This is a genomic window from Streptomyces fuscichromogenes (assembly GCF_014645815.1).
Classification (GTDB): domain Bacteria; phylum Actinomycetota; class Actinomycetes; order Streptomycetales; family Streptomycetaceae; genus Streptomyces; species Streptomyces fuscichromogenes.
The window spans coordinates 110,098-128,630 of sequence record NZ_BMML01000026.1; the positions used below are offsets into that span (position 1 = coordinate 110,098).

12 protein-coding genes and 3 pseudogenes are annotated in these 18,533 nt (G+C 71.9%); 4 read left to right on the forward strand and 11 right to left on the reverse strand.

Annotated elements, in window-relative coordinates; translation table 11 throughout:
- Positions 1 to 5: 5 nt before the first annotated feature.
- Positions 6 to 1,205, reverse strand: a complete 1,200-nt coding sequence (locus IEZ11_RS40390) for a recombinase family protein (RefSeq protein ID WP_189268021.1) — start codon at positions 1,203 to 1,205, stop codon at positions 6 to 8.
- Between the two features lie 225 nt (positions 1,206 to 1,430).
- Between IEZ11_RS40390 and IEZ11_RS40395 the strand changes: the two genes are divergently transcribed.
- Entirely contained in the window at positions 1,431 to 2,669 is a 1,239-nt protein-coding gene (locus IEZ11_RS40395; RefSeq protein WP_229713659.1) for a cytochrome P450 family protein, read from the forward strand.
- Here IEZ11_RS40395 and IEZ11_RS40400 read toward each other — a convergent pair whose 3' ends face one another.
- The 6 genes from IEZ11_RS40400 to IEZ11_RS40425 all read right to left on the reverse strand — a co-directional run bounded on the left by IEZ11_RS40400 (position 2,670) and on the right by IEZ11_RS40425 (position 10,226).
- Positions 2,670 to 3,659 (reverse strand): nucleoside triphosphate pyrophosphohydrolase, encoded by a 990-nt coding sequence (locus IEZ11_RS40400; RefSeq protein WP_189268023.1) that lies wholly within the window; start codon positions 3,657 to 3,659, stop codon positions 2,670 to 2,672.
- 160 nt (positions 3,660 to 3,819) lie between these two features.
- A complete protein-coding gene (locus tag IEZ11_RS40405; protein WP_189268024.1) occupies positions 3,820 to 4,467 on the reverse strand; it encodes a SurA N-terminal domain-containing protein in 648 nt (215 codons plus the stop codon).
- 170 nt (positions 4,468 to 4,637) lie between these two features.
- A complete protein-coding gene (locus tag IEZ11_RS40410; RefSeq protein WP_189268025.1) occupies positions 4,638 to 5,462 on the reverse strand; it encodes a glycoside hydrolase domain-containing protein in 825 nt (274 codons plus the stop codon).
- A gap of 76 nt (positions 5,463 to 5,538) precedes the next feature.
- Complete coding sequence (locus tag IEZ11_RS40415) at positions 5,539 to 7,026, reverse strand: serine/threonine-protein kinase (RefSeq protein WP_268239954.1); 1,488 nt, start codon at positions 7,024 to 7,026, stop codon at positions 5,539 to 5,541.
- A 38-nt stretch (positions 7,027 to 7,064) separates the two neighbouring features.
- On the reverse strand, positions 7,065 to 7,685 hold the full coding sequence (locus IEZ11_RS40420) for a hypothetical protein (protein ID WP_189268027.1): 621 nt from the start codon (positions 7,683 to 7,685) through the stop codon (positions 7,065 to 7,067).
- Between the two features lie 291 nt (positions 7,686 to 7,976).
- Positions 7,977 to 10,226 (reverse strand): N-6 DNA methylase, encoded by a 2,250-nt coding sequence (locus IEZ11_RS40425; protein ID WP_189268028.1) that lies wholly within the window; start codon positions 10,224 to 10,226, stop codon positions 7,977 to 7,979.
- Between the two features lie 182 nt (positions 10,227 to 10,408).
- On the opposite strand from IEZ11_RS40425, the gene IEZ11_RS40430 reads away from it, so the two are divergent.
- On the forward strand, positions 10,409 to 11,122 hold the full coding sequence (locus IEZ11_RS40430) for a hypothetical protein (protein WP_189268029.1): 714 nt from the start codon (positions 10,409 to 10,411) through the stop codon (positions 11,120 to 11,122).
- Positions 11,123 to 11,266: 144 nt separating this feature from the next.
- Here the strand turns inward: IEZ11_RS40430 and IEZ11_RS40435 are convergent, their stop codons facing one another.
- Positions 11,267 to 11,959, reverse strand: coding sequence for an HNH endonuclease family protein (locus IEZ11_RS40435; RefSeq protein ID WP_189268061.1), 693 nt, complete (start codon positions 11,957 to 11,959; stop codon positions 11,267 to 11,269).
- Positions 11,960 to 12,268: 309 nt separating this feature from the next.
- Between IEZ11_RS40435 and IEZ11_RS40440 the strand changes: the two are divergent.
- Positions 12,269 to 12,865 (forward strand): annotated as a pseudogene (locus tag IEZ11_RS40440) (SDR family NAD(P)-dependent oxidoreductase); the annotation flags it as partial.
- Between the two features lie 4 nt (positions 12,866 to 12,869).
- Here IEZ11_RS40440 and IEZ11_RS40445 read toward each other — a convergent pair.
- Positions 12,870 to 14,079: pseudogene (locus IEZ11_RS40445) on the reverse strand (IS200/IS605 family accessory protein TnpB-related protein); the annotation flags it as partial.
- A gap of 148 nt (positions 14,080 to 14,227) precedes the next feature.
- Between IEZ11_RS40445 and IEZ11_RS40450 the strand changes: the two are divergent.
- Positions 14,228 to 14,413 (forward strand): annotated as a pseudogene (locus IEZ11_RS40450) (SDR family oxidoreductase); the annotation flags it as partial.
- Positions 14,414 to 14,431: 18 nt separating this feature from the next.
- On the opposite strand, the gene IEZ11_RS40455 reads toward IEZ11_RS40450, so the two are convergent.
- Positions 14,432 to 14,797, reverse strand: coding sequence for a MerR family transcriptional regulator (locus tag IEZ11_RS40455; RefSeq protein WP_189268031.1), 366 nt, complete (start codon positions 14,795 to 14,797; stop codon positions 14,432 to 14,434).
- A 64-nt stretch (positions 14,798 to 14,861) separates the two neighbouring features.
- On the reverse strand, positions 14,862 to 18,395 hold the full coding sequence (gene mfd / locus IEZ11_RS40460; RefSeq protein ID WP_189268032.1) for a transcription-repair coupling factor: 3,534 nt from the start codon (positions 18,393 to 18,395) through the stop codon (positions 14,862 to 14,864).
- Positions 18,396 to 18,533: the final 138 nt, after the last annotated feature.

Sequence of the window (18,533 nt, forward strand, 5' to 3'; positions counted from 1 at the left end):
GCTGCTTACCCATGTCCCCGGGGGTAGGCGTTCGGCCTGTGCCAGGACACCCCGGCAGGCCACTCCGGGCCGGACAGGATCCTCACGACCTCCTTCCGGACAGCCGCCTCGGCGTCGTCGGCGGTCAGACAGGGGTCAGCGCAACCCGTCTCCTTCGCTCTGCCGTTGTTGCCGCCACCGCACCGGTAGTACCGGGCTCCCTGAGAGTTGTGGTAGCTGCCGACATAGCCATGTCCGCACATGCCGCGGATGCGGCCGGTCAGCGGGTAGTGCTCTGCGGCCGCATGCGAGGAGTGGCCCAGCTCCCCGAGGGCCTTCGCGAGGGCTTTCGCCCGCTCTTCGGAAAGGATGCGGGGAACCGGGATGGTCACGCTGTCCCCGCGCAGCGGGACCCCCTCCTCATCCAGCCTGGTGCCTTTCTTCCCTCCTCTGGCCGGGTTGCGAAAGACGACCTCCCCATCGAAAAGCGCGGAACTCTTGAGGCGCCGGTGAACATTGGAAGCAGTCCACGGCCGACCGCTGCGTGAGAGACAGCCGTGTGCGTTGAGTTCCCGGGCCGTCTCGGACACGTTCTTCTTCTCGTCCACGATGAGACTCACCGCCTTGAGGACAACGCGGGCCTCGGCCTCGGCGATGACAAGCCTTGACCCATGCCTGCCGGTCTTCTCGATGGCGTACCCCCACGGTGGCGGTCCCCCTGGCCAACCCCCTTCGAGAGCAGCTCGCTGGCGCCCGCTCTGAGTCCGCTCGCGGAAAAGGTTCCGCTCGGCTTCGGCCATCAGGGCATGAAACTGCAATTGCCGTCGACCGGAATCCGTAGTGGTATCGATGTCCTGGGTGACCGAGACGAAGCTGACGCCGAGGTCTTCCATGGCCCAGATCCAGGTCCAGAACACAGCACCAGTACGTCCGATGCGGTCGAACTTGTGGACCACGATCACATCGATGAGGCCCTGGCGAGCGGCCTCTTCCAACCGCAGCATGGCAGGGCGCTCGATGATCGCCCCCGAAACTCCCACGTCCCTGAAGATCAGTCCAGGGGAGAGAACCCACCCGGGCCGACCGCTGACATAGGCGCATCCCGCCCGCTCCTGAAGATCGAGTCCGTATCCCTGCGTCTGCTCCTGCGTCGAGACCCGCAACATCAAAGCTGCTCGAACAGTACGAACCGGTTCCGGCCCACGATTGACCGCGGACTCGGACACAGCTGTAGCGTTGACCACGTCAGCCCCTTCACGGCTGGCAAGGTCCCGGAGCCCTGGCCGGCTCTGGGACCTCTTGCGTTGTCGGGAATTTAACGCGCGGCAGCACATAGCGTCGGGAAATAGATGAAACTCCCTCGTGAGGGTCTTTTCCTCCACATATCAGGCCCAGGAACGGTGCTTCTGTGGCAGGGCACCCGCCGGTCGACTCCCGCTACGGTTTTCCCTGTGAACGTCCCGAACACCGCCCCCGAACTCTTCACCTGGGAGTTCGCAGCCGATCCGTACCCCGCCTACGCCTGGCTGCGCGAGCACTCCCCGGTCCACTGGACAAAGCTCCCCAGTGGGGTGGAGGCCTGGTTGGTGACCCGCTACGCCGACGCACGTCAGGCTCTCGCCGACGGGCGGCTTTCGAAGAACCCCGACCATCACGCCGAGGAAGCGCACGGCAAGAGCAGGACCGGCATTCCCGGTGAGCGCAGCGCTAACCTCATGACGCATCTACTCAATATCGACCCACCGGACCACACCCGGCTGCGGCGCCTCGTTTCCCAGGCGTTCACCCCCCGCCGTGTGGCGCAATTCGCGCCACGCGTACAGGAGTTGACGGACGATCTCATCGACCGGTTCGCACCACAGGGCAAGGCCGACCTCATCCACGACTTCGCCTTCCCCCTGCCCATCTATGCGATCTGCGACCTGCTCGGCGTCCCATCCGAGGATCAGGACAAGTTCCGCGAATGGGCAGGGATGATGATCCGGCACGGAGGAGGCCCGCGCGGCGGCGTCGCTCGTTCCGTCAAGAAGATCCGCGCCTACCTCGCCGAACTCATCCACCGCAAACGCAGCGACCTCGGCGAGGACCTGATCTCAGGACTCATCCGCGCCTCCGACCAGGGCGAACACCTCACCGAGAACGAAGCCGCCGCGATGTGCTTCGTACTTCTGTTCGCGGGCTTCGAGACCACCATCAATCTCATCGGCAACGGCATGTACGCGCTTCTGCGCAATCCCGCGCAGCGGGACCGACTCCAGAAGTCGATCGAGCGCGGTGACACCGGACTGCTCGACACCGGGGTCGAAGAGCTGCTCCGCTACGACGGACCGGTAGAGCTGGCCACCTGGCGCTTCGCCACCGAATCCCTCACCATCGGCGGGCAGCGTATTGCCACCGGTGACCCCGTACTCGTCGTCCTTGCCGCCGCAGACCGCGACCCCGCGCGATTCTCGGAACCCGACACACTCGACCTCGCCCGCGGAGACAACCAGCACCTCGGATACGGCCACGGCATCCACTACTGTCTCGGCGCGCCGTTGGCCCGTCTCGAAGGCCGTACAGCCCTGAAGACGCTGCTGCACCGCCTCCCCGACCTCCGGCTCGCAGCAGACCCCGCCGACCTGCGCTGGCGGGGTGGGCTCATCATGCGCGGGCTGCGCGAGCTCCCCGTGCAGTTCACCGCCCTCTGATCAGAGTCGCTCTTCCACTGCCCTGATCGCGTCCCGGTAGGCCCGCGCCGCCGCCCGTAGGGCCGACTCCGGGTCGACGCCCTCCGCCTCGGCGCGGGCGGCCAGGGCGAGCAGTTCGTAGCCGATGCCCTGCGCCTGCGGCAGCGGTACCTCCAGCCCCGCCGTCCGCACCCGGGAGGCCAGCTTCGCCGCCAGGGCGAGACCCGGCTGGGCGAGCGGTATCCCGTCGGTCACCGACGCGCGCCGCTTCTCCACCGCCTTCGTGCGCAGCCAGTGCTCCTTGACCTCCTCCGGGGTCGACGCGGTCTCCTCGCCGAAGACATGCGGGTGGCGGTGGATGAGCTTGGTGACGATGCCTCCCGCCACGTCGTCGATCGAGAAGGGGGCGTCCGGGTCCTCCTGGGCGATCCGCGCGTGGAAGACGACCTGGAGGAGCACGTCGCCCAGTTCCTCGCGCAGTTCGTCGCGGTCGCCGTCCTCGATGGCCTCGACGAGTTCGTACGCCTCCTCGATGCCGTACTTCGCGAGGCCCTGGTGGGTCTGCCGGGACGACCAGGGGCACTCCAGCCGGATCCGGTCCATGACCTGGACGAGGTCGAGGAGACGGGCGCCGGGCAGGTCGTAGGAGGCGGGGAGCAGTTCCAGCTCGGGCATCCGGACGCGGCCGGAGCCGGCCAGGCGGGCCAGGCCGTCCGTGAGGGCGGGTTCGCCGTCGCCGGTCGCCACGACCACCACCGTCCGGCCGCCGGCGCAGGCGTCGACCAGCTCCTGGGCGGTGGGGGCGGCCTCGTCCACGGCTGTCCCGGCCTCCCGCAGATACGGCAGCTGCGGATGCGCGCCATCCGCGCACAGCACGCGGTCCGCCGCCCGCAGCGCCTGCCAGGCGGGCCAGGACAGCAGGCCCGGGGCGACCCGGTGGCTGGTGGTGAGCAGGACGACGCGGCCGGTGTCGGACGACGGAGTGGTGGGTTCGGGCCTGGTGGTGTTCACGCTCCGAACGTAACGCACCGCCGCCGTCGGCTTCGCGGTCTGTCCACAGGGCAGGGACGATCAAGTGATCGTATGACCGCTCACGGCACCTCGCGACGAATCCTGGCGGCTCGCGACGGCTCGTGGCGCCTCGCGACGGCTCGCCCTGCCCTCGGCCGGGCTACGCCGACACCTGCGTCCCCGCCGCCGTGACCTCCCGTACCCATGGCGTCTTGGCGTCCACGCGGCTGCTCTTCTGGACGTCCCAGGAGCCGTAGCGGGGGTTGAGGTCGACGTGGAGTTCCTCGGAGGCGCTGGAGAGGGCCTTCCAGAAGGCGGGCTGCGAGGGGTCGGTGCCGAGTGCCTGGGCGAGCTTCTTGGCCTCCACCTGGAAGCGGAGGTTGTCGTCGAGGCGGTCGGGGGCGATGCCGTACTTCTGCAGCCAGGTGGTCTGGAGCGCCTGGGAGCCGCCGGCCTGCTGTTCGAGGACGGAGCGCTCCTGCTCGACCTCTTTGCGGTTGACAGTGACGCCCGCGTCCTGGGCGGCCCGGTGCAGCACCCGGTCGAGGACCATGTTGTACAGGGTGTCCCGGGTGAGGCTGCTGGTGGCGGCGAGGACCTGCTGGTACTGCGTCGTGTCCGGAACCGCGGCGCGCTGGGCCCGGCGCACCTCGTTCACGCGGTTCTCCAGCTGCGAGACGGTGATCCGCTGGCCGCCCACGACGGCCGCCGCGCCCGGATGCGCGTCGCTTCCGCAAGCGGTGAGGAAGGGGGCCGCGGCGGCGATCGCGGCGGACAGGACGAGCGCGGTGCGACGGCGGCGGTGCAAGGATGCCTCCCGAGGAGATTGTGCGACGGTGCACAAAGTCTTGCGGTGATCGATGGTAGGCAGTGGGCAAGCTCTGGCCAACCCATTCGACCAACGATTCACACGCGTATCCGGCACCGCCGCACCACCCTCCGCAAGGGTTTGCGGTACGAACCCCGTACCGAGCCCGCTCAGCCCGTGATCGCCACCGGGGCGTCCCAGGCGTCGCGGTCCACGGTGATCGTGATACCGCCGCGCGTCTCCTTGCTGTTCACCATGTACTGGTGGGCCCGGCTGTGCCCGGTGAACTGGGTCGAGCCGAACGGCCAGTCCGTGGTCGTGGTGTTCTTCTTGTCCCACAGCGCGTACCAGAGGTTGCCCGGCAGGTCCGTCTTGTCCGTGGCGTTCGCGATCGCCTTGGCGCTGGAGCTGGTGAAGCCGTAGTAGCCCGCGCGGTACGTCTTCACGCGCAGTTCCTTGTCGAAGGCGCGGACATACGTCAGCACGGCGTTGTTGCACGCCGTGTTCGTCGTGTCGTACGCCTCCATGTCGAGGTAGATCGGGCTGCCCGCCTTCATGCCGAGGGCGGCGGCCTTGGACACGGCGTCGTCCGCCTCGGACTTGCCGACGGAGGCGGCGGTGGCCGCGCTGATCTTCACGGAGCCGCCGGATCCGCAGGACGGCTGGGAGCCGACGTACAGCGGGATGAGCTTCCAGCCGGCCGCCGAGACGGATGTGACCCAGGAGGCGGTGAGGTTGGGCTGGTTGCAGCCGCGGTTCTTGCCGCCGATGTAGACGGCGGCGGCGCCGTAGAAGCCGGTGTTCCAGGCCTTCATCGCGGCCAGGGAGGGCGCGGTGCAGGTGTCGAACGCCCGGCCGGTGAACGTCTTCTGGGCGGGCCAGGTGGTGGCCGCCATCGAGGTCTGCGCGGCGATCCCGGCCCCGGCGACGACGGCGGCACCCGCGACGCCCCAGGTGATGTATCTACGCTTCTTCGACTGCCGATGACCGGACATGCCCGAACCCCACCCCTGTGTCTCTGCTGTGCGGCAAGTTGTGCGAAAAGTAGGTGCAGTATGCACGGCGCGGAAGCTAGCCGCGCACCTGCCCCAGCCACTGCAACGTGCGCCTGACCTCCGCCGCCATCGGGTGGCCGGGTCCGTGCAGCCGCTCCACGTCCATCAGCAGCCGGGCGAGCGTGTCGTGCGCGGCCGGCCGGTCGCCGAGCGCGAGCAGCAGATGCCCGATCCGGCGGCGTACGTCGTGCGCGAGCTGCGGGTCGCCGGCCACGTACTGGTTCTCGTAGTACGGCAGCAGCGCACGGTACTCGGCGAGCGCCGCCGCCGGTTCGCCGAGCTGTTCCAGGCACTGGGCGGTCTCGTAGCGGAAACGCAGGACCTGCGGGTCGGCCTGGCCCGCCTCGGCGGCGCGTTCCTCGGCGAGCCGGCGCAGTTCGGGCAGCGCGCGCCGGTACTGCCCGTCGTCCATCAGCGTGGCCGCGTACTGCTTGCGCAGGGTGCGTACGACCGTGGAACGCTCGCCGTGCCGGTCGGCGGCGACCGGCAGGATCGCGCCCAGGATGTCGACGGCCTGGGTGATGCGCCCCTCACCGAGCAGCCGCTTCACCTCGTCGACGGCGGCGGCGACATCGGGTTTGTCGGGTACGGCGGCGATCGGGGCGGCCGGCTGGGGCGCGGGCGTCCGCGCGCGGTCCGGCCAGGGAGCGTGCGGGCGCAGGAAGGGGCGGGTGGGGTCCAGGGGCGCCCCGGAGGGCGTCCCACGCGCGGGCAGGAGCGCCGACAGGTCCTCGTAGACCTCCTGCGCGGACGCCGGGCGGTGCTGCGGGTCCTTGGCGAGCAGGCGCAGCACGAGGCTCTCCAGCGGCTCCGGCACCTCGGCGCGGATCCGGCGCACGGGCACCGGCGGCTCGTACAGGTGCCGGTGCAGCACGCCGAGCGCCGTGGAACCCGCGAACGGCACCTCCCCGCTGAGCAGTTCGTGCAGCAGCACACCGAGCGCGTACAGGTCGGTGTACGGGCCGACCGCGCCGCCCATCGCCTGCTCGGGCGCCATGTAGGCGGGCGAGCCGATCGGGGAGCCGGTGTGGGTGAGGCGGGTGGTGTCGGTGTCCATGACGGAGGCCACGCCCAGGTCGAGGACGGTGACCGTGCCGTCCTGCTTCACCATCACGTTGCGCGGCTTGAGGTCGCGGTGGACGATCGGCACCGCGTGCACGGCGCTCAGCACGGCGCACAGCTGCGCGGCCACCGCCACCGCCCACTGCCACGGGTACGGGTCGTGCTCCGCGAGGTGGTCGGAGAGGTCGGCACCGTCCACGTACTGCATGACGAGGAAGAGCTCCTCGCCCTCGCTGCCCGCGTCGTGCACGGTGACCAGGCCGGGGTGGTCGACCTGTGCGGTCACCCGGCACTCCCGCAGGAACCGGCGGCGCAGCTCCTCCGCCTCCGCGCCGGCCACCTTGTCGGGGCGCAGCAGCTTCACCGCCACCCGCCGGTCGAGCCGCTGGTCGTACGCCGTCCACACCTGGCCCATGCCGCCCTGTCCGATGAGCGTGGACAGCTCGTAGCGGCCGGCGACGACACGTCCTGTCGCCACGGTCACCGTCCGCCCTCGTGGTGGCCGTCGTGGTGGCCGTCGTGCTTGCGCAGGTAGTCGCTGAGTTCGTCGAGCTCGGCGCGCACCTGGTCGATCCGGGCAGGTGCCGGACGCTGGGGCGGCGCGGGTATCGGAGGCTGCGCGAGCGGCGGCCGGGACATCGGGGGCACGGTGTGCGGGGGCGGGGTGTGCGGAGGCCGCGCGCCCAGGGGCGTCGTCCCCGTGACGTAGGGGGAGGCGGCGGGCGGGTAGCCGTACGCCTGCGCCCGGTACGCCTCGCGCCGCTGCTGGAAGTGGCGTACGTCGGCGACGAGGTAGTAGACGACGGTGGCCAGGAGCGTGCCGAACAGCAGGGTGATCCCCAGGTAGCCGCCGGCGGTGTGCACCTCGTCGCCGGGTTCGCTGCCCAGCAGCACGAGGCTGAGGACGTCGGCCGCCGCGACCGCCACCAGCAGGCCGAAGTCGACCGACCTGCGGGTCACCACGGCCAGCCGCAGCAGCATCGCCCATGCCAGGAAGCCGACGCTGAACACCCCGAGCACCACGAACACCACGCGCAACAGGACCAGTACCGCCTCGTGCGGCGGCCGCTGCACCGGCTGCGCATGGCCCTGGCCTTGCATGAGCGCTCCTGTGTTGCCTGAAGTTCCCCGGAAATGGGCGTACGGACCCGCCCGGCGCCGTCCGCCCGCGGACAACATCGGTCGTGCGATGGTCGCTTCGAGCATATGGCCCGGCACGGACAACCGGTCCGGGTTGTACCGAACCGTTGTCGGACCGACCGCGGGCACGCGCCGGGCGGCGATCGATCAAGGGGCAATAGGGGACCAAACGGAGACCGACCGGGGTCGGCCGGGGGTCGGCCGGGGGGCGGCGGGGGGGTTGGTCGGGGGTCGGCGGGGGGCGGCCGGGGATCAGTCGGGCGTGACGGTTCCGTCGGTGAGGCCGTCGTACATCCCACGGACAAGGTGCTCCCCGAGCCGGTTCGCGTGGCGCAGCGCCCGCTCGAACTCGTCCAGTGCGTGGAATCGCGCGCCGTAGCGCCGCTGTTCCGTCAGGGGAAGCCGGGGCAGCTGGAGCCGGCGCACGTCCAGCCGGGTCGCGGTGGAGGCATAGCTGCTGGCCTGCCGGTTGTTGGCGGTGCCCCGCAGGAACCCGGCCAGGAACCACGGGTCGATGGCCGTGCGGTCGGGGCGCAGGAGCACGAGGTTGCGCCCCAGGGCGGCGCCCGCCGTCGCACCGTCGACCACGCGCGCCACCGAGCCCCCGCCGAGCACCGGTACGACGACGTCGCCCGGCTCGGTGAGCACGGCCTCCTCGTCGCTCTCGGGAAGCGTGCCCGAGGGCGCCGCCGCGGCGAGGACGTCGTGGTCGGTGAGCACCGGCACGCGCACGTGGCCGCCGTTCCCGCCGGTGCGCAGCACCAGCGCGCCCGCGCGCGCGAGTTCGCCGACGGTGGTGAGCGGCCACCGCGCGGGCGGCGCCTGGCCGGCCGGCGGCGGGGTGAGGTCGACGGTCAGGCGCAGGGTGGCACCGAACCGTTCGCGGACCTCCGTGAGCTGTTCCGCGCCGTCGGCCACGGCGGCCGGTGGCAGATGGCGGGCGGGCGCGAGGTCCACGTCGTCGTCGAGGAGCTCGATGACCGGCACCGAACGCGCCAGCCCCGGCCGTTCCACCGGCTCTCCGGCACGCCCGAAGGCACGCCAGGCGTCCAGGACAGCGTCCCGTACCGCCGCCCAGTCCGGCCCGCCCCGCCCGTCCCCGGCGAACCTCCCGGTGTCCACGAGCAGCACCTCGGGCGTGGCCGGCGTCCGGTCGGGCCGGCGCAGCACCCACAGGTGCAGCGGGATGCTGTACGGCGGCGCCGCCCCGACCGGCAGCGCGACGAGCGCCCTGAGCGCACCCCGGCGCAGCAGGTCGGCACGGATCCGGCGCCCGGAACGGCGGGACGCGACGGCCGGCGGCATCAGCAGGACCGCGGTGCCGCCGTCGGCGAGCCGGGCCAGGGCGTGCTGCACCCAGGCCAGCTCCGACTCGGTGCGCGCGGGGAACCCGTACTCCCAGCGTGCGTCGTACGCCAGCTCGTCGTGGCCCCAGTTGCGCTCGTTGAACGGCGGGTGGCACAGCACCGCGTCGGCGCGCAACTCCGGGTAGGCGTCGGCGCGCAGGGTGTCGTCGGCCGCGCCGTGCACCCCGGCCCGGGAGTGCAGCGCGAGCCGCAGCCCGGTGAGCGCGGCGAGATCGGGGGCGCTGTCCTGGGCGTACAGCTCCTGTCCGGGGCGGACGTCCACGGCCCGCAGCAGGGCGCCGGTCCCGCAGGCCGGGTCCAGCACGGTGCGGGCGGGACCGGCCAGGTCGGCCATGAGACCGGCGAGGCCGGACGGGGTGAGCGTGTACTGCCGGGGGTTGGCGTCCAGGTGCCGGCCCAGCAGGAACTCGAAGGCCTGCCGGGCCCCGGCCTCGGCGGCCAGCTCGGCGGCGCCGCGCAGGAGCGGGACGGACGGGAGGAGTTGGGGGCCGGTGGGGGTGCGGACGGCCGGGGTGGTGGAAGCGGCGGGGGCGGGGGGCGCAGGGGCCGGGGAGGCGGAGGCCCGGGTGGCGGGGGCCGGGGTGGCGGGGGCCGGGGTGGCGGTCGCGCCGGGTGTCGTCGGTGGGGTGTTCACAGGGCGGGCGGTCGCCGCGGTGTTCACACCCGCTGCGCCGCCGGGCCTGTTCACAGCCTCGGTGGCGGCCACGGTCCGGCCGCTGTGAACCGTGCGCTCAGCCGGCCCGCCGAGGCGCGCGGTCAGCACCGGTTCCAGCGCGCCCGGCAGCATCGCGGCCAGGCGCTCGTCCGAGCCGGCGCTCACGTCGAGCCAGACGGTGGGGCGTTCGTGGATCAGCAGCAGCGCGCAGCCGGCGTGCACCAGCGCCGTCAGCGCGCCCTCGGGGTGTCCGACGAGTTGCTGCCAGACCCGCTCGCGCAGCGGGACCTCGGCGAGTTTGCCCTGCTTGCGCAGCCAGGACTCGACCTCGGCGAGCGCGAAGGACGGACTGGTCTCGGTGCCGCCGACCGGCCTGGGGAAGTCGGCGTGCCGGCGGCGCCAGTTGCTGACGGCGGCGCGGCCCACTCCGGCGAGCCGGGCGATACCGGCCGCGGTCACCTCCGTGGCGTTGTCCTGCACGCGGCCTCGCTCCCCTCGTCCCAGGTATCCCGGTGGCCATCTGTGCACCGAGCATACCGACGTACACAAGATCTACCCCTTCACGAGCGTGCACACCGCGCATCGCGCGATCCGTGTTGACTCGGTTCACAGGCTCTGTTGTTATTGACCCACCACTCCAACTCACCCGAGAAGGACTCCTGATGCGTCTCCCGTCCCGTGCCATGATGCTGATGGCCGTCGCGGCCCTCCCGCTGGCCCTGACCGCCTGCTCCTCCGGATCCACCGGCGCCACCGCCGACTCCGGTACCGGCGCGAGCGCCCGGCCGGCCAAGGCGAAGGATCCGAACTCCGGTCTGGTCACGGGTACGCAGTTGAAGAAGGTGCTGGCGCCCGCCTCGGCCTTCCCGTCCGGGCTCACCCTCGAGTCCGACGGTTCCGCGGACAGCGGCGGCGAGTTCCTCTCCCCGGCCGGCCGGAAGGCGGGCAAGCCGGACTGCACCCGGCTGGAGACCACGTCCTGGATCCAGGTCTCCGGCTACAAGGGCGGGGTGTCGTTCGCGCAGAACGGCTACGCGAACAAGACCGAGGAAGTGGACCAGGAGACAGACGCCTTCCAGGGCACCACGGCGACCGACGTGATGAAGGCGCTGCGGACCGTGGCCGCCGAGTGCGCCACGTTCACGGACACCGACGCGCACGCCAAGGTGAAGCTCACCGGCACGTCCACGGCCGGACTCGGCGACGAGGCCTACACGATGACGCTGACGAGCGGCTCCTGGGAGAACGGCACCACGCTGATCGCGGCCCGTTCCGGCGGCTCCGTGGTCACCGTGCTGTCCACGGCGGGCAGCGACGACGGGGCCGCGTCCGCGAGGAAGGTGACGACGACGATCCTGTCGGCACTGAAGAAGTAGCCCAAGCGGCAGCCGAAGCAGCAGCCGAAGCAGCGGGCGAGGATCCTGGCGAGGAAGCCGCTCCGTTCCCGTGAGGGACACCGATGCGCCCGGCGGTTCGGGCCGGGCGCCGGCGGGGCCGCGCCCCGGGAGGGGCGCGTCGCTTCAGCGTGCCTTGAAGCGGGACGGCGCCTTGGTCGGGTTGCCGCCCGAGGGGAGGGTCTGGCCCGCACAGGTGGTGAGGACCTTCTTCATGGCGGCCTTCTCGGCGGCGGTGACCCACAGGCCGTACTTCTTCTTCACGGCGACCTGCGCGGCGACATAGGTGCAGCGGTAGGACTTGTCGGGCGGCAGCCAGGTGGCGGTGTCGCCGTCGCCCTTGCCGCGGTTGGCGCTCGCGTCGACCGCGAGGAGGTTGAGCGGGTCGTTGGCCAGGGCTATCCGCTTGCCGGCGTCCCAGTACTTGGCGCCCGTCTGCCAGGCGTCCGAGAGCGCGACGAGGTGGTCGATGTCGACCAGGCTGCGGCCACGCCTGTAGGTGATCTCCTTGCCCGAGTACGGGTCCGGGTCCAGCACGCCGTAGGAGACCTTGCAGTCGCCGTCGGTGAACTTCACCTCCTTGAGGTCGCGCTTGAGTATGTCGTCCCGGGTGTCACAGGAGTTGGAGTCGGTGTCCGCCCAGGCGGAGCCGAACCTCTCCCGGGAGTAACCGGTCTTCGGCGCCCGGCCCTTGACGGTCAGCGATTCGGCTGCCGTCAGGGCCGCCCCACCACCGCCTCCCGCGCCCTGGGCTCCCGAACTCCCCTTGCCCTGCATGTCCTTGCAGCCGGCCACCGCGAAGATCACGACGACGGCCATGACCGCCCCGTCCCTCAGACGCGCCACGTGCGCCCCCTCTTTCTTGCCCTGTCCGCCTCCGCACGGGCGGATTTCTGCTGGTCCCAAGGTAACTGCCGTACGGTTCGGCCCAGATAGGGCACAAAGGTACGCATACCCATAACTCGCCCATGTCGGCGGCCGATTGACGCCGGGGCGAAGCCAGGGCCGTACGTCCTCGCGCCCGCTCACTCCCCGCCGCGACCGAATGCCCCCGATGCCGCACCTCACACCTTGCCGCGGCCGAAGGGCCTGACCTTGACGCCGGTGTCAGGGTCCGACGATCCCGGCATGAGCGAGAACCTCCGCCCCCAGGGCCCCCGTACCGTCGTCGTCACCGGTGCCGGCACCGGTATCGGCCGTGCCACGGCGCGCGCGTTCGCCGCCGAGGGCGCGCACGTGGTCGCCGTCGGCCGCCGCCCGGGGCCCCTCTCCGAAACCGCCGACGGGCACCCCGGGATCACCACGCTGCCCGCGGACATCACCGCCGAGGACGGGCCCGGCACCGTCGTACGGACCACCAGGGAGCGCCACGGCCGCCTCGACGTGCTCGTCCACAACGCGGCGGTCGTCACCGCCGACTCCCTGCGCACCTACACCCGCGCAGCCGTACGGCCGCTGCTGGAGACGAACCTGGTCGCTCCCGTGCTGCTCACCCAGGCCGCGCTCGCGTCGCTGGAGGAGAGCCGGGGTGTCGTGGTGAACGTGACGACGGCGGTCGGCCAGCGCGGCTGGCCGACCGGCAACTCCCTGTACGCGGCGGGAAAGGCCGCCCTCGAAGTGCTCACCCGCAGCTGGGCCGTCGAGCTGGCACCGCGCGGAATCCGGGTGGTCGCGGTGGCCCCGGGCGCGATCGGGACGCCGATCGCCGACCACTCCGGATACACCGTTCCTAGAAACTGAGCGGGGGTGAGTCCTGTTGCCAGGATTCGTGCTCAGCCGAACGCCCCGGACGGTGTTGGGCGTTCTGGTCGACCGCGTTCGCTCCGCGTCCGGGCGGCACGGATCGTGTCCGTGGTCCGGGGATGCGGGGGCGGCCCGCGGCCGGAGGCCGCTGTCGGGCACAGCCTCACGCCCCGGGGTGCCTGGTCCGGCCTGGACGGTCCGATGCCTGCACCCATCGCTCCGGTGGGTGCGGGGCGGTGCCGTCCGTCGCCGGATCGGGTGTCCCAGGGCGCGCCTTCCGATCGCCACGGCGGCTGCGTCGTGGCGAGTGGTCTTACGAGTCTTGCCGGTGAGGGGTTGCTGCCAGTGCTGGGCGCCCCACCGGGAGGTGTAGGCGGGGTCGACGGCGATGACGGGGATACCGAGTTCGGCCGCCATCGACACCAGCCGGGCCCGCAGTCTGGCCACGGGCAGGCCGGAGATCAGCTTGCGGAACCGCTTCCTGCGGCCGTGTTTCTCCCGGGTGGTCTCGGCGGTGAAGTCGAGGTCCTCGACGGCGATGGCAAGACGGTGACGCCGGGCCCAGTGCAGCAGTCGGATCAGTGCGTGCCTCACCTGGGCATCACGGTGGTCGGCGGTGCCGGTGAGGTCGTAGCCGAAGCGGAGCGGTGCGCCGACCGGGTTGCCGTGTTCGTCCAGGCGCCAGGCGGCGAGGTGGTCGGCGTTGGTGTCCACACCGGCCATGCCGTTCGCGCGGGCGGCCTCCAGCGGGATCGCCCGGACGGGTGGGAGGGTCCAGGAGGCGGTCAGGTACCAGCGGCCGCCAGGACGTACCGGCCGTGCGGGGCGTTCGCCAGATGCGCCAGCGGCGCGGGGAGTCTGGGGGAGACCTCGCCGTCGGGAGTGACGCGGAGGGTCTCGTTGCCGTACCGCTTGCCGGACTCACCGTCCGCCTGGAGGAACCGCCGTTCGGCCCGCCACCGCGTGCGCCACTGCTCCTCGGTGAGCCCGGCAGCGTCAAGATGGTGGCGGGTGGCCAGCAGTCGCTTCCCGCCGCGCACCACATGCACGGTGCCGGCCTGCCAGTGGGCCCGCGCCGCCTGGAGCCGGTCTTCGAGGACGTGCAGACGCCGGGACTTGGCATGCCACTCCTTGCGCGAGCGGTAGCCGCCCGGGGCATGTCTGCTGCCCTTCTCGCCCAGGGGCAGGGACAGCCGGCACCGAAATCCGTCACCCCACCCAACGACCACCACCCGTGAAGGTCACCCATTCGACGCAAGAACTCCCGTTCCCCGCCCGGACCACGCCCGCCAGCGCCCGGCACACTCACTCATCCGCGCCAGAACGCGTTCAAACGACGCCGATCACCAGCTGCTCACAACCCCCGAGCAGCGGGCCGCCCTCCGCAAGTGGCAGCTCGACCACACCCCGCTCGGCCGGATCGGCCACCCCGAGGAGGTCGCCTGGGCCATCGTCCGGCTCGCCTCGCCGCAGGCGTCGTTCGTGACCGGCGTGGTGCTGCCGGTGGACGGCGGGGCGGTCGTCTCCTGACCCCGGGACGGTGCCCGGTCAGTCCGTCCGGCGCGGCTCGCCCGCCGCGCGCAGCGCCGCCGCCAGCCGCTCCCGTACCTCCGTCTGTGCCGCGATCCGAGCGTCCAGGACCGCCGGCCGGTCCCGGGCGATCCGCAGGCCCCGAGCCGAGGCACGGTCGGCGCTGACCTCGCCGTCCAGGCACGGCAGGAAGGCCAGCGCGTCGTCCAGGGTGAGGCCCGCCGCCAGCAGCCGGCGGATGTTGCGGACGCGTACGACGGTACGGGCGTCGTACGCGCGGTAGCCGTTGGCTGCGCGGGCGGAGGTGATCAGGCCGGCCTGTTCGTAGTGGCGCAGGACGCGCGGTGTGGATCCGGTCGCCCGCGCCAGCTCACCGATCCGCACGCCCCGCGCCCCCCGTCAGCCGTCAGCCGTCAGCCGTCAGCCGTCAGCCGTCAGCCGTCAGCCGTCAGGATCCGAGGATCGAGGCGAGGAACTCCCCGACCCAGCCCAGCAGTTCCCGTCCGACCAACGGCTTGCCGCCGACCTTCGCGGTCTTCGGGCGGGGCACCAGCACCTGGTGGACGGCCGGCTTGATGACCGTCCCCGGGTACAGGCGCTTGAGGCGCAGCTCCTGCGACTCCCGCAACTCCACCGGCGCGAACCGGATGTTGGTGCCCTGGAGGACGATCTCGCCGACCCCGCACGCGCGGGCGAGCATCCGCAGCCCGGCGACGAGCAGCAGGTTCTCCACCGGCTCGGGCAACTTGCCGTAGCGGTCGGTGAGTTCCTCGCGGACCGCCCTGATGTCGTCCTCCGAGTTGGCGGAGGCGATGGAGCGGTAGGCCTGGAGGCGCAGCCGCTCGCCGGGCGCGTAGTCGTGCGGGACGTGCGCGTCGACGGGCAGCTCGATCTTGACCTCCAGCGGCGGCTCCTCCTCGATCCCGCCGGTCTCCAGCTGCCGCCGGTAGTCCGCGACCGCCTCGCCGACCATGCGGACGTAGAGGTCGAAGCCGACGCCCGCGATGTGCCCGGACTGCTCGCCGCCGAGCAGGTTTCCGGCGCCGCGGATCTCCAGGTCCTTCATCGCCACGTACATGCCGGCGCCCATCTCGGTGTGCTGGGCGATGGTGGCGAGCCGTTCGTGGGCGGTCTCGGTGAGCGGCTTCTCCGGCGGGTAGAGGAAGTACGCGTATCCGCGCTCGCGGCCCCGCCCGACCCGGCCGCGCAGCTGGTGCAGCTGGGAGAGGCCGAAGGTGTCACCGCGCTCGACGATCAGCGTGTTGGCGTTGGAGATGTCGATGCCGGACTCGACGATCGTGGTCGAGACGAGGACGTCGAACTTCTTCTCCCAGAAGTCGACGACGACCTGTTCGAGGGCCGACTCCGACATCTGGCCGTGGGCGGTCGCGATGCGTGCCTCGGGGACGATCTCGCGGAGTCTGGCCGCCGCGCGGTCGATGGACTCCACCCGGTTGTGGATGTAGAAGACCTGGCCCTCGCGCAGCAGTTCGCGGCGGATGGCGGCGCCGATCTGCTTCTCCTCGTACGGCCCGACGAAGGTGAGCACCGGGTGCCGCTCCTCCGGCGGCGTGGTGATCGTCGACATCTCGCGGATGCCGGTGACCGCCATCTCCAGGGTCCGCGGGATCGGGGTGGCCGACATGGTCAGCACGTCGACGTTGGCGCGCAGCTTCTTCAGCTGCTCCTTGTGCTCGACGCCGAAGCGCTGCTCCTCGTCGACGATGACCAGGCCGAGGTCCTTGAACTTGGTCTCCGAGGAGAAGAGGCGGTGGGTGCCGATGACGACGTCGACGGCGCCCTCCCTGAGGCCCTCCAGGGTCGTCTTCGCCTCGGTGTCGGTCTGGAAGCGGGAGAGCGCCTTCACGCTCACCGGGAACTGCGAGTACCGCTCGGAGAACGTCCCGAAGTGCTGCTGCACCAGCAGGGTGGTGGGCACGAGGACGGCGACCTGCTTGCCGTCCTGGACGGCCTTGAAGGCCGCGCGGACCGCGATCTCGGTCTTGCCGTAGCCGACGTCGCCGCAGACCAGGCGGTCCATGGGGACGGACTTCTCCATGTCCTCCTTGACCTCGGCGATGGTGGTGAGCTGGTCGGGGGTCTCCGCGTACGGGAAGGCGTCCTCCAGCTCGCGCTGCCAGGGCGAGTCGCCCGCGAAGGCGTGGCCGGGGGCGGCCATCCGCGCGCTGTAGAGCTTGATCAGGTCGGCGGCGATCTCCTTGACGGCCTTCTTGGCGCGCGCCTTGGTCTTCGTCCAGTCCGCGCCGCCGAGGCGGTGCAGGGTGGGCGCCTCGCCGCCGACGTACTTGGTGATCTGCTCCAGCTGGTCGGTCGGGATGTACAGCCGGTCGCCGGGCTGGCCGCGCTTGGCGGGGGCGTACTCCACCACCAGGTACTCGCGGGTGGCGCCCTGGACGGTGCGCTGCACCATCTCGATGTAGCGGCCGACGCCGTGCTGTTCGTGGACGATGTAGTCGCCCGGCTCCAGGGTGAGCGGGTCGATGGTCTTGCGGCGGCGGGCCGGCATCCGGGCGCCGTCCTTGCCGGCCGCCTTCTGGCCGGACAGGTCGGTCTCGGTGAGGACGGCGAGCCTGAGCGCCGGGTCCACGAAGCCGTAGTCGATCGAGCCGCACGACACGTGCACGACCGAGGGGCCGAGCTCGCCCAGGTCGACGTCGAGGCGGGCCGCGATGCCCTCGCCGCCGAGCACCTCGACGGTGCGGGAGGCGGGGCCGTGGCCCTCGGTGACGTACACCGTGCGCCAGCCGTCGGCCAGCCAGCCCTTGGTGTCGGCGAGGGCCTTCGCGGTGTCGCCGCGGTAGGTCTCGGGGGCGTGCATGCCCAGCTTGAGGGTGTCGGCGGACAGCTCCTCGTCGGCGGCGAACGGCGACACCGACCACCACATCATGTCCAGCTCGCGGGCGCGGTCGCGGACGTCCGCGATCGACCACAGGGAGGCCGCGCCGACGTCGATGGGTGCCTCGCCGCCGCCCGCGGTGGCCGCCCAGGACGCCTGGAGGAACTCCTGGCTCGTCGCCACCAGGTCGGCGGCGCGCGTGCGCACCCGCTCCGGGTCGCAGACGACGGCCATCGCGCCCTTGGGCAGCACGTCGAGCAGCAGCTCCATGTCGTCGACCAGGACCGGGGCGAGGGACTCCATGCCCTCGACGGCGATCCCCTCGGCGATCTTGTTGAGCAGTTCGCCGAGCTCCGGGTGCTCCTCGGCGAGGGCACGCGCGCGTGCGCGGACGTCCTCGGTCAGCAGCAGCTCGCGGCAGGGCGGCGCCCACAGGCCGTGCTCGGCGACCTCCAGGGAGCGCTGGTCGGCGACCTTGAAGTAGCGGATCTCCTCGACGTCGTCGCCCCAGAACTCGACGCGCAGGGGGTGTTCCTCGGTGGGCGGGAAGACGTCCAGGATGCCGCCGCGGACGGCGAACTCGCCGCGCTTCTCGACGAGCTCCACGCGCGCGTAGGCGGCGGCCGCGAGGGCTTCCACGATGTGGTTCAGGTCGGCGGTGTGCCCGGTGCGCAGCGCCACCGGCTCCAGGTCGCCGAGGCCCTTGACCTGCGGCTGGAGCACGGATCGTACGGGCGCGACGACGACGGAGACGGGGCCCGTCTCGGGGTCGTCGGAGCTGGGGTGGGCGAGGCGGCGCAGGACGGCGAGGCGGCGGCCGACGGTGTCGCTGCGGGGGCTGAGCCGCTCGTGCGGGAGCGTCTCCCAGGAGGGGTACTCCGCGACGCCCTCGGCGGGCAGCAGGGTGCGCAGGGCGGACGCCAGGTCCTCGGCCTCGCGGCCGGTGGCGGTGACCGCGAGCACGGGGCGGCCGGCCTCGCGGGCCAGGGCGGCGACCGCGAGGGGGCGGGCCGCGGGCGGGCCGACCAGGTCGACGTGCATGCGGTTGCCGTCCGCGGCCGCCTTGATCGCTTCCGCGAGGGCGGGGTCCTTGACGACGGCGTCGAGCAGACCGTGCAGGCTCATTCAGGGGCGGCTTTCGTCGGGGGGCGGGCAACGCGAAGTGCCCGGCGCGGGCTGCGGCCGGGGGGTCTCCAGCGTACGACGACGGGGGCGCGTGTGCCGGGGCTGTGGACAACCCCCGTTGCGCCGACGTACCAGGGG